Source organism: Acinetobacter towneri, assembly GCF_017498585.1.
GTDB lineage: Bacteria > Pseudomonadota > Gammaproteobacteria > Pseudomonadales > Moraxellaceae > Acinetobacter > Acinetobacter towneri.
This window is the reverse complement of sequence record NZ_CP071766.1, coordinates 1,365,977-1,378,154: the sequence shown is the minus strand read 5'-3', so window position 1 is coordinate 1,378,154 and position 12,178 is coordinate 1,365,977. Positions and strand designations below refer to the sequence as shown.

10 protein-coding genes are annotated in these 12,178 nt (G+C 41.9%); 1 reads left to right on the top strand and 9 read right to left on the bottom strand.

Annotation, left to right across the window (positions count from 1 at the left end):
• Positions 1 to 45 precede the first annotated feature (45 nt).
• From gyrA to lptM, 9 genes are all read right to left on the bottom strand, one after another.
• Positions 46 to 3,021 carry a DNA gyrase subunit A gene (gyrA, locus tag J4G44_RS06580; RefSeq protein ID WP_207973527.1) on the bottom strand — a complete coding sequence of 992 codons (2,976 nt, stop codon included), beginning with the start codon at positions 3,019 to 3,021 and terminating at the stop codon, positions 46 to 48.
• Positions 3,022 to 3,423: 402 nt separating this feature from the next.
• Positions 3,424 to 4,356, bottom strand: a complete 933-nt coding sequence (locus tag J4G44_RS06575) for an electron transfer flavoprotein subunit alpha/FixB family protein (protein WP_004971866.1) — start codon at positions 4,354 to 4,356, stop codon at positions 3,424 to 3,426.
• 18 nt (positions 4,357 to 4,374) lie between these two features.
• The gene (locus tag J4G44_RS06570; RefSeq protein WP_096901145.1) at positions 4,375 to 5,124 is read right to left on the bottom strand and encodes an electron transfer flavoprotein subunit beta/FixA family protein; all 750 of its coding nucleotides are present in this window, start codon (positions 5,122 to 5,124) and stop codon (positions 4,375 to 4,377) included.
• A 546-nt stretch (positions 5,125 to 5,670) separates the two neighbouring features.
• Positions 5,671 to 6,042 (bottom strand): hypothetical protein, encoded by a 372-nt coding sequence (locus tag J4G44_RS06565; RefSeq protein WP_096901040.1) that lies wholly within the window; start codon positions 6,040 to 6,042, stop codon positions 5,671 to 5,673.
• A gap of 282 nt (positions 6,043 to 6,324) precedes the next feature.
• The gene (xerA, locus tag J4G44_RS06560; RefSeq protein ID WP_004971874.1) at positions 6,325 to 7,239 is read right to left on the bottom strand and encodes a site-specific tyrosine recombinase/integron integrase; all 915 of its coding nucleotides are present in this window, start codon (positions 7,237 to 7,239) and stop codon (positions 6,325 to 6,327) included.
• Entirely contained in the window at positions 7,239 to 7,877 is a 639-nt protein-coding gene (locus tag J4G44_RS06555; RefSeq protein WP_096900946.1) for an alpha/beta fold hydrolase, read from the bottom strand. Before J4G44_RS06555 ends, xerA begins: the two co-directional genes overlap by 1 nt.
• Before the next feature lie 131 nt (positions 7,878 to 8,008).
• Complete coding sequence (gene dapF / locus J4G44_RS06550) at positions 8,009 to 8,854, bottom strand: diaminopimelate epimerase (RefSeq protein ID WP_167845877.1); 846 nt, start codon at positions 8,852 to 8,854, stop codon at positions 8,009 to 8,011.
• Between the two features lie 12 nt (positions 8,855 to 8,866).
• A complete protein-coding gene (gene lysA / locus J4G44_RS06545; protein ID WP_004971882.1) occupies positions 8,867 to 10,111 on the bottom strand; it encodes a diaminopimelate decarboxylase in 1,245 nt (414 codons plus the stop codon).
• A gap of 25 nt (positions 10,112 to 10,136) precedes the next feature.
• A complete protein-coding gene (gene lptM / locus J4G44_RS06540) occupies positions 10,137 to 10,376 on the bottom strand; it encodes an LPS translocon maturation chaperone LptM (protein WP_004971884.1) in 240 nt (79 codons plus the stop codon).
• 359 nt (positions 10,377 to 10,735) lie between these two features.
• Here lptM and J4G44_RS06535 point away from each other — a divergent pair, with 359 nt between their 5' ends.
• Complete coding sequence (locus tag J4G44_RS06535; protein WP_096900947.1) at positions 10,736 to 12,091, top strand: alanine/glycine:cation symporter family protein; 1,356 nt, start codon at positions 10,736 to 10,738, stop codon at positions 12,089 to 12,091.
• The last annotated feature ends 87 nt before the right edge of the window (positions 12,092 to 12,178 follow it).

Genomic DNA, 12,178 nt, shown 5'->3' with positions numbered 1-12,178 from the left:
TTTATAAAAAAGGACGCCGAAGCGCCCTTTTTATCAGTAAAAAACTTATTCTTCTACTGAATTTTCACCATCTTTTTCCACTTGCTCAGTTTCAGCAACTGCATCCGTTTCAGCCACTAAAGATTCTGCACCTTCAATCGCTTCAACAAACTCGTCTTCTTCAACAGCTTCAATCGCTTCTACACCCACCAGTGTTTCGTTTTCACCCAAGCGGATTAAACGTACACCTTGTGCATTACGACCTGTTTGCGCCACTTCAGAAGCGCGAGTACGCACTAATGTACCGCCATCCGAAATCAGCATCAGTTCTTTGCTTTCATCAATAGCAACTGCACCGACCAATTCACCATTACGTTCAGAGGTCTTAATGGCAATCACACCTTTACCACCACGTTTTTTGGTTGGGAAGTCGTCTACAGGTGTACGCTTACCATAACCATTCGCCGAAGCACACAAAACTTCACCTGTTTCTGGTACTACGACTAGCGATACGATACGGCTGATGAGTGCTGAATCTGAACTGTCTTCATCATCGCCATCGACTTCTACATCTTCGACATCTTCAACTTGTGCTGAACCGAAGCTGACACGCATACCACGTACGCCTTTGGCCGCACGACCCATTGAACGTACATCGGTTTCAGCAAAACGAATCGCTTTACCTTCATTGGAGAACAACATAATTTGCTGTTCGCCATCGGTAATTGCAACACCAATTAAAGTGTCTTCTTCATTCAATTCAATGGCACGTAAACCATTCGAACGTACGTTACTGAATTGTTCCAATTCAACACGTTTCACTGTACCTGATGCCGTTGCCATAAAGACATAAAAGTTTTTACGCAAGGCTTCTGCTTGTGATGCAAATTCTGCAATGATCTCATCGTCTAAATCGGTTGCAGAAAGCTCTACACCCAATTGTTTCAATTGCACACGCAATGCATCAGATAAATCATCACCATCTGCTAATTCAGCAAATGCTGCTTCTAATTCTGCATAATGTGCAGCAATGATTGCGTTGGTTTGTAGATGTGTAGCATTGGCTTTTACATAGCTACGGAAGTCTGCCAAACGCTCGGTAAATTTCTTCGGTGCATCAATGACAGGTAAAATCGCGGTGATGGTTTCATTGGCATCTAATGGCAATAAGTTCACCATTGGACGACCTTTCGCACCACGCGATGCCTGTGGCACTTCAAACACTTTCAGACGGTAAACTTTACCCACATCGGTAAAGCACAGCACCGTTGCATGGTTAGATGTCACGATTAAATGCTGCACATAATCATCTTCTTTCATCGACGTTGCAGATTTACCACGACCACCACGACGCTGCGCTGCGTAATCTGACAATGGTTGAGTTTTTGCATAACCTGTTTGTGATACTGTCAGTACCACTTGTTCTTCTGGGATTAAATCTTCACGCGAGAAATCAATACGCGATTCTACAATTTCAGTACGACGTGCATCGCCATATTGCTGTAAAACTTGCGCCAACTCTTCACGAATCACGCCCATCAACAAATTAAAGTCATTCAAAATTGCAGTTAATTCAGCAATTTGTGCCAAAATTTCAGAATATTCTGCATGTAACTTGTCTTGTTCTAGACCTGTTAAACGATGCAAACGTAATTCTAAAATTGCGGTCACTTGCGCAGGTGATAAACGATAGACCTGACCATCTAAACCAAACGGGCGGTTAGGATCTTCACCTTCAATTTCGTCTGGACGTACAGAAACTGAACCAGCTTTTTCTAATAACGCAACTACACCACCTGCTGCCCACTCGCCTGCCTGTAAACGCTCACGCGCTTCAGCTGGGTTGGCAGAAGATTTAATCGTTTCGATGATGGCATCAATATTGGCCAACGCAACGGTTAAGCCTTCTAAGATGTGTCCACGTTCACGCGCTTTACGCAACTCGAACATGGTACGGCGGGTCACTACTTCTTGGCGGTGACGAATAAATGCCGCAATAATATCTTTCAGGTTCATCAATTTTGGCTGACCATTGTCTAGGCAGACCATGTTGATGCTGAATGAGTTTTCTAACTGCGTATTTAAGAACAGGTTATTCACAATCACTTCAGCGTTTTCACCACGCTTCAGATCAATTGCAATACGCATCCCTTCTTTATCAGACTCATCACGTAATTCTGAAATACCTTCGAGTTTCTTCTCTTTCACCAGTTCAGCAATACGCTCAATGGTTTTGGCTTTGTTGACCTGATAAGGGATTTCAGTAAAGACGATGGTGGTACGACCAGATTTTTGATCTTCTTCAAAATGGTACTTACCACGAATATGCAAACGGCCTTTACCTGTACGGTAAGCATCAACAATGCCTGATTTACCGTAAATAATACCGCCTGTAGGGAAGTCTGGACCTGTGATATGTTCCATCAACCCTTCAATTGAAATATTTGGGTTGTCTGCATAAGCCAAACATGCATGCACCACTTCAGTCATGTTGTGCGGTGCCATATTGGTCGCCATACCTACAGCAATACCTGCAGCACCATTGACCAATAGGTTTGGAATACGAGTAGGCATCACTTGAGGAATACGCTCAGAGCCGTCGTAGTTATCTTCCCAATCGACAGTGTCCTTTTCTAAATCGGCCAACAGTTCATGAGTAAGTTTGCGCATACGGACTTCGGTATAACGCATGGCTGCGGCACTATCGCCATCAATCGAACCGAAGTTACCCTGACCATCGACCAATTGATAACGCAAACTGAAATCTTGCGCCATACGAACAATTGTTTCGTAAACTGCAAAATCACCGTGAGGGTGATATTTACCGATGACGTCACCGACTACACGGGCAGACTTTTTGTAAGCTTTGTTGTAGTCATTGCCCAATTCGTGCATTGCGAATAGCACACGACGATGCACAGGTTTTAGACCATCTCGTACATCTGGCAGCGCACGTGACACAATCACGCTCATCGCATAGTCTAAATACGAGTGCTTGAGTTCATCCTCAATGGCAATCGGTCTAATTTCCGATACGCTCATGCATACTCCTTATTCTGCAAACAAATTTTGCTTGCATTTTATATGTCGTAAAACTTGCAAATGATTAGCCTGAAATGCAGGCTAAAAATAAAAACTAGCGAAAAATTATAGCATATACGCCTGTGTTTTTGTGCTTTAGAGATGATCTTAATCTTGTTAATTTACTTAAATTTAATGGTGAGTTTTTAGCAAATTATATTCACGCCCAAGAAATAAAAGTACGTCATATTTTTAGGTGCAAAGTCAAAATATCTTCAAGATAGACTTGCTCAACATATACCCAGATATAAGCTAAGTTCACATAATGCACTTAAAACCAATCACTGCATCCAAATTAAAAAAATACAATAAAAAACGCCTCTATGTTATTCACATAGAGGCGTTTTGGACTGTGTTAAGTAATTAGATTTTAGAAACCAATTCAGGAACAACAGTGTTCAAGTCACCCACTAACCAGTAGTCAGCTACTGCGTTGATTGGCGCTTCTTCGTCTTTGTTGATCGCAACGATCACTTTAGAGTCTTTCATACCTGCCAAGTGTTGAATCGCACCCGAGATACCCACAGCGATATACAAATCAGGTGCAACAATTTTACCTGTTTGACCAACTTGCATGTCGTTAGGAACGAAGCCCGCATCAACCGCTGCACGAGATGCACCTTGTGCTGCACCAAGTTTGTCTGCCAATGGATCAAGTACTTTGTGATAGTTCTCACCAGAACCTACACCACGACCACCAGAAACTACAATACGAGCTGCAGTTAATTCTGGACGCTCTGATTTCACAATTTCTTCAGAAACAAATTTAGAAATACCAGCATCACCTGTCACAGTCGCAGCTTCAACCGCAGCCGAACCACCTTCTGCAGCCACTGGGTCAAATGCTGTACCACGTACAGTACCTACCACAATCGCTTCTGAAGACTCTACAGTTGCAATCGCGTTACCTGCGTAAATTGGACGCTTGAATGTCTTTGCAGAATCTACAGCGACGATGTCTGTGATCATGCTGACATCAAGAAGTGCAGCCGCACGCGGTAAAATGTTTTTACCTGTTGTTGTAGAGGCAGCAAGGATATGGCTATAACCTTTGCCTAATTCTGCAACAAGTTTTGCTACGTTTTCAGCCAATTGGTTTGCATAAGCCGCATCGTCAGCAAGTAATACTTTGCTTACGCCTGCAACTTTAGCTGCTTGGTCTGCAACTGCTTGTGCACCAGAACCCGCAACCAATACAGTGATATCACCACCGATTTTTTGAGCTGCAGCAACAACGTTTAATGTTGCACCATTTAGTGCTTTATTGTCGTGCTCAGCGATAACTAAAATACTCATGATTTTTATCCTTCTGTATTAGATCACTTTCGCTTCGTTTTTCAATTTTTCTACAAGCTCATCTACAGATTTCACTTGTACGCCCGCTTTACGCTCAGCAGGTGCTTCAACTTTTACAGTTTTCAGCTTAGTACCTGTTGCAACGCCATAATCTGCAGGAGATTTGGTGTCTAGCGGTTTTTTACGTGCTTTCATGATGTTTGGAAGTGCCGCATAACGTGGCTCATTCAAACGTAAGTCAGTGGTGATGATTGCAGGAAGTGCAAGCTCAACAGTTTGTAAACCACCGTCAATTTCACGTGTTACCTGAACTTTGTCGCCATCTACTTTTACTTCTGAAGCAAAAGTACCCTGACCTGCACCAAGTAAAGCGCCTAGCATTTGACCAACTTGGTTAGAGTCGTCATCAATAGCTTGCTTACCCAATAAAATAAGTTGTGGTTGTTCTTGTTCAACAACACCTTTTAAGATTTTAGCCACTTCAAGTGCACCAATCTCATCGGCTGTTTCAACCAAAATACCACGGTCTGCACCAAGCGCCATTGCAGAACGAATTTGTTCCTGCGCTTCTTTAGGACCAATGGATACCACTACGATTTCTGAAACAGTTCCTTTTTCTTTTAAACGAACCGCTTCTTCCACTGCGATTTCACAGAATGGGTTAATTGACATCTTAACGTTAGTTAGGTCAACTCCACTATTATCCGGCTTAACGCGAACTTTAACGTTGGCATCTACCACACGTTTTACAGCAACAAGAGCCTTCATGTAATCCTCGGCTGTTTTAGCAAAAGTAAATATTGAGAAAAGTTAATAATAACTCTTCGCTTTAAATTTTTTAGGTGTCCTATCTTGCTATGTGATCGGCATTTCGGTCAAGTCAGAATTGTCTAAACAAGGCTAAAAATGCCGAAAATTAACTGAACGATGCGTTCATACTTTTTTATTTCTAAAAATTAACAAACCAAGCGACGATTATATAAGCAATTTTAAGCTTTGATTTATATTATGTTTTTTATTTATTTCCCTCATCAACAAGATTGATTGAAATGCAATTCAAATTGAGTTCCGCCTACAATTTAAGCAAAGTTCCTTACATAAAACCCCATAATCTGACTGTCATTAAAGATAGAAAACTTTATTTTTTGCAGTATTTTTTCAGATATAAATGCTCTTTTAAAATGTGACTGCTGGTTCACAAAACTGTATTCAGCAGTTTATTGGGTATGAAATAAACAATCTGTTTTATTTTGATGGATATTTATGCGCTTTCACCACGCCACCTCCCAGATAAAGGACATAAAAAAACTCAGCTTAAACTTGCTGAGTTTCTAAAAAGTCACGGTGGATATGACTTAAATCTATCAATTCATAGGCCTGTAAATTAAAAATTTCCCAAACTGCAATAAAATCTTCTTTTACATCTATTTTACTGCTTGCATTTGGGCGTGCTTGCCACTGCTGATCTGAAATCCATAAATAGCTTTGTTGCGTTTGCGGATGAATCGCCTGCATTTTACCTTCAGCATTAATACCCTGCACCAAACAATCGGCAGGTAGTTCTTGCTCGATCATCGGCAAGCTTATTTCGACAAAATGTTTCACTTGACGCAAGCCATAACCTGCAAAAATTTCTTTTTGGCTTGGGCTTAATTGTTCATATTTTTCTTGAAGATTCGAAATCATGGTTTTGCCTATCATTTGATATCCAAAGTGTTATGCAGTGGAACAAAAAATAATGTCATCCATGTCTATTATTCGTGTGACCCACTCTTTCTGCTTCTTTATACTGCATAACGCACTTTTTTATTATTCTATAATAGTTGCAATGACATCTTGGTGAAAGCGCTTTTACTTAAAGTATTAAGTACAGCACAAAGGCTTTACAACTGACTGTGAGAAAAATATTTGCAGTATGAAATAGCTATATTTTAACTTGCAAAAATAATGCCGACTTTAGGTAAAGCTTTACTTTTTACTCGCACGTGGATGTGCCTGATCATAAACTCGCGCTAACTGATCAAAATCGACATGGGTATAAATTTGCGTGGTGCTTAAATTGCTATGCCCAAGCATTTCTTGGACTGCACGTATATCCCCACTATTCGACAGCATGTGACTTGCAAAACAATGTCGCAATAAGTGCGGATGCAAATCGACATTAACGCCCGCACGCTGCGCCTGAAACTTCACCCGATTTTCAATTTGGCGTGCTTTTAAAGGTTCACCTTTTTGAGTAATAAACAATGCTGCATCGGGTACAAAATCGCCCTGCCATAAAGGGTAAATCTGCAGCCATTGCATCACCGCATCTTTGGCTTTGCGACCAAAAGGCACTATACGGGTTTTATTGCCTTTACCCGTAATGCGCAGCAATTGACGGTTAAAATCTAAATCGCGGATACGTAAACTTTGTACCTCTGCTAGGCGCAAACCACTCGAATAGAGCAATTCTAAAATCGCTTTATCGCGTCGCCACATTTGTTGTTGTACTTCAGTTTCAGGTTCAGGCTGATCCAAAATTTGATGAATCGTTTCAATATCAATCAAACCCGGCAAAGGTCGTGGCTGACGTTTTAGCTGAAAATTATCAATTGGATTAAATTGTAAATACTGCCCTTGCTCGGCCCATTTCATAAACTGACGAATCGCTGACAACATGCGCTGTAAACTGCTGCTATTTAACTGTTGCTGTTCTACTTTTTGCGCTAAATAATGGCGCAAATCTGCAGCCTCTACATCATATAAGGCAAGTTGTTGTTGCTCACAAAAGCTAAAAAAATCGTTTAAATCGCGTGCGTAGGCTTTTAACGTATGCGGTGACTGCTGTTGTATTTCTCGTTCTTTGAGCCACATCTTTAATAGTTGCTGCGGATCGTACATTAGTCACGCTCCGATTGCTGAACTGCGGCAAACTGAGATAAATAAGCAGCAATGTGTTCAGCCGCCTGATCTGCATGTGTTTCTAAAAACAAATGATCACCATCATGCACAATTTTTAATACGGCTTGTGGAAATTGTTGTTGTAAAAACTCACCTACCGCCAGTGGACTTATCGGGTCTTGATCACCCCATAACAACAAAATAGGCATGTTGATTTTAGCAAAGTCTACCGTGTAATCGGCCTTTGCCTCTACAAACCAGTCAGGATAATTTAAATCACTTGCTTGATAGTCTTGTCGCCAATCTTGCACCTGAAAACTGCTTAAATCCATGCCACCAGATGTTGCAACCAATACTAATCCTTTGACTTTTTCTGGATATTGCAACGCGGCAGCAACTGCAAAAATACCACCCATCGACTGTGCAATGATAATGCAATCATCTGGGATATTCGCCAACACATAAGCCTGCAAACTTGCAAAATCATGTACCTGTGAATGTGCAGGTTGATGATTAAATTCAGGATAAGCCACAATTTTTACAGCATTCTGCCACGGCAATTTTTCAATTTTTTCGATTAGCGGATGAAAAAATGCGGTATTGCCTGAAGCGCCAGGTAAAAAAATCAGTTGCGGCATAATGAGTAGAAGTTTTTAGAGTGACATTCAGTACAGCATACCTAATCCGTGCTGCAAGATACAAAAAAGCACCATTCGTTTTGAAAAGTGCTTTTAAGTAAGATAAGAGCTGTTCATGTTAGAACGAAACATCAGCCCTGAAAATAATTTAAATCCAAACGACCGTGATAGACATTAGCAGTTGGCCCTGTCATCCACACCACATCGCCTTCACGCCATTCGATTTGCAACTTACCACCTGCCAGTTCAATTTCAACTGAATTAGACAATAAGCCACGGCGCATACCCGAAACGGCTGCAGCACATGCACCTGTACCACAAGCCAAGGTTTCACCTACGCCACGTTCAAACACACGCAAACGCGCATGTTTTTCGTCAATGATTTGCATAAAACCTGCATTGACGCGCTGTGGAAAACGCTCGTGTGATTCCACTTCTGGGCCAATACCTGCAACATCGGCAGTCAATACATCAGGCACAATGGTCACAGCATGAGGATTGCCTATGTTCACCACATCAATGGTCAATGCAGCACCATCTTTCAGCGCAATGTCATATAAGTTATCAGGCTCATCGGCAATGAATGGAATCTCATGCGGCAAGAATTTTGGATAGCCCATATTCACCCGCACCCAACCGTTTTGCCCCAATTCAGGCTCTACAATGCCTGCCTTGGTTTGCACCTTGATTTTGGTTTTGGTCGTAAGCTGACGTTCATGCACAAAACGTGCAAAACAACGCACACCATTGCCGCACTGCTCCACTTCAGAACCATCGGCATTGAAAATGCGATATTTAAAATCGACATTTGGTAAATCGGGCGGTTCCACAATCAGGAGTTGGTCAAAGCCAATCCCGAAGTGGCGGTCTGCAAGGCGTTGAATAGTCAGCGCATCCAAATACGCACGCTGGCTGATGAGATCAACCACCATGAAGTCATTGCCCAGACCATGCATTTTGGTAAATTCTAATAACATCTCGAATTCCCCTTATGGCAATAAACGCTCTCTTTCCCACAGCGATTCAATGCTTTCACGTTCACGAATTAAATGTGCTTGATCTGCATCGACCATGACTTCAGCTGCACGACCACGGCTGTTGTAGTTAGAACTCATCACAAAACCGTATGCGCCCGCACCCATTACAGCTAAAACATCATTTTCTTTGATCGCAAGCTGACGTTCTTTACCCAAGAAATCACCTGTTTCACAAATTGCACCAACCACATCCCACTCTAGCGTTTCAACATCAGTACGTGGGGTTACGGGCTGAATGTCCATCCATGCTTCATATAACGCAGGACGGATTAAGTCATTCATGGCAGCGTCAATAATCGCAAAGTTACGATGATTGGTCGGTTTGAGTAAATCAACTTTTGTTAGCAGCACGCCCGCATTGGCAGAGATACTACGACCCGGTTCCATATACACTTTAAGACCTAACTTTTCTAAAGCGGGACGTAAAGCATTGGCATATTCTTCAACCGTTGGTGGAGTTTCATCTTTATAAGTCACCCCTAAACCACCGCCAATATCAATGTGTTTTAGCTGAATACCCATTTCTTTTAAGGTATCAATCATCACAATCACGCGATCTAAAGCATCGACAAACGGTTGTGTTTCGGTCAATTGTGAACCGATGTGACAGTCAATTCCAACGATATCTAAGTTTGCTAAAGAAGCCGCATATTCATAAGTGCTATATACCGAATCAGACGGAATCCCGAACTTGTTTTCTTTTAAGCCTGTAGAAATATAAGGATGGGTTTTGGCATCGACATCTGGGTTAACCCGTAATGAAATTGGTGCTTTGACATTCATGCTTGCCGCAACTTTTTGAATACGGTCTAATTCTGCATGCGATTCTACGTTAAAGCAGGCAATCCCAACTTCCAACGCTTTTTGAATATCGGCTTCAGTTTTACCTAAACCTGAAAAAACAATTTTCGATGCATCACCACCTGCTTTGAGAACACGCGCCAATTCACCGCCTGTCACAATATCAAAACCTGCACCCAACTTAGCCAATACATTCAATACCGCAAGATTCGAGTTTGACTTTACCGCAAAACAAATTTGATGATCGATAAAGTGGAAAGCACGATCCATATCTAAATAATGCTTTTCAAAAGTCGCTTTTGAATAAACATAGAGTGGTGTGCCAAATTGCTGTGCGAGTTGTTGTAGCGAACATTGCTCGGCGTGCAAAACCCCTTGAATGCGGGTAAAACTCATGAATGTATCCTTTATCTAGAAAGCGTTAAGGTGTAGTCGATGTAGATGCAGCAGGTGCAGCAAACTGCTGTTGCACAGGTACGGCTGTGTCTGACGATGTTGCCGATTGCGTTGCACGTTTAGGCGCAGCATCTGGATATAACAAATATTTTGCGCGTTTGTCGTAATTTGGGTCATTGGGTAACTGTAATGTACCTGACTGACCACAACCGACCAAAACCACTGTTGTAAGCAAAACACTCATGCAGCAAATGACGGTACGCATCTGACCACCTATAAAATATTTTCGATGAAGTATAACGCGATCACTGCCGCGACCAAAGTGCTAATGCAGAGAGATTATATTGAGCTTAGTAAAAATTCTAGCTTACTTACTATTCTGCTGGCATAGATTGACCTTATCAGGTCTGAAAAATTGCGACTTCTGACACAGATAAAGTCAATTTTATTTCAAGGCATCAATTGTCAAAATCTAAAAACTATGCAAAAAATATAACGTGCTTAAAACCAAGTTCTTTTAACAGGAAGTTTTAAAGACTGGCATATCACTTGCTTAATTTTTACAACTGTTCAACTACAGTCACAAACTAAGCATTTATACACTGCGTTTATAAGAAGAAATTTATGCAAAATTTACAATCGATGATGGAAACCCTAAGCGGTTGGGTCTGGGGTCCATACATGCTGGTTCTCATTGTGGGAACGGGCGTCTTCCTCACCTTCCGCTTATTGTTCTGGCAATTCCGCATGCTGCCACTGGCTTTTAAACAAGTCTTTTGCAAACACGACAAAGCGCAAAAAGAACCGGGCGATATTTCACATTTCGCATCACTGATGACTGCACTCTCTGCCACCATTGGTACGGGAAATATTGCAGGTGTTGCAACGGCTTGCGTCCTCGGTGGCCCGGGTGCAGTGTTTTGGATGTGGATGACTGCCCTGTTTGGTATGGCGACCAAATATGGTGAAGGTGTTTTGGCGGTTAAATACCGTATTAAAAACGAAAAAGGGCAAATGTCAGGCGGCCCAATGTACTACATTGAACGCGGACTAAAATGGAAATGGCTCGCGATTATCTTTGCCTTTTTTGGCACAGTCGCCTCGTTTGGAATTGGTAGTTCAGTACAATCCAACACCGTAGCTTTAGCAGTTGAAAATAGCTTAGGTGTAGAAACTTGGATTACTGGCGTGGTAATTACCGTATTTTCTGCATTGGTGATTTTGGGCGGAATTAGCTCGATTTCCAAAGCATCTTCGGTGATTGTTCCGATTATGGCCATTCTGTATGTTACAGGCGGTTTAATTATTATCCTGAATAATTTACACCTTGTCGTGCCTGCATTTGAGCTAATTTTCCGTGATGCCTTTACTGGTGAAGCAGTTGCGGGCGGTGCAATTGGTGCAGTAATTCGTTACGGGGTTGCACGTGGCGTATTCTCCAACGAAGCAGGGATGGGTTCTGCCCCAATTGCTGCTGCGGCTGCAAAAACCGACCACCCTGCGCGTCAAGGTTTAGTGTCTATGACAGGTACCTTCATTGATACCATTATTGTCTGTAGCATCACGGGGATTGTTTTGGTAATGGGCTTCATTATGGCAGGTAATAGCTTTGGTGGTGCAACAGGTGCTGTACTCACCACACAGGTTTTTGACCAGTTATTGCCAGGCTTTGGTGGTTGGGTCGTCACTTTCGGGATCATCTTCTTCGCCTATTCCACCATTCTCGGTTGGAGCTATTATGGTGAAAAATGCTGTACTTATTTATTCGGCGAAAAATACGTGTTGATTTACCGCTTAATTTATATTGCTTCAGTGTTCATTGGCACCATCGCCACCCTAGATTTAGTCTGGTTATTTGCCGATACCTTTAATGGTTTAATGGCTGTACCAAACTTAATTGCCTTGTTGTTACTGTCTGGTGTGATTGCCAAAGAATCCAAAGACTTTATTGCGAAGCGCAAATCTGGCGAGTTGTATTAAATAAGCCCAATTCATTGAATTATTCCGTTCAAATCATAAATCATACAATCACCCACGTGGTTGTATGATTTTCCATGAAAAATCCAG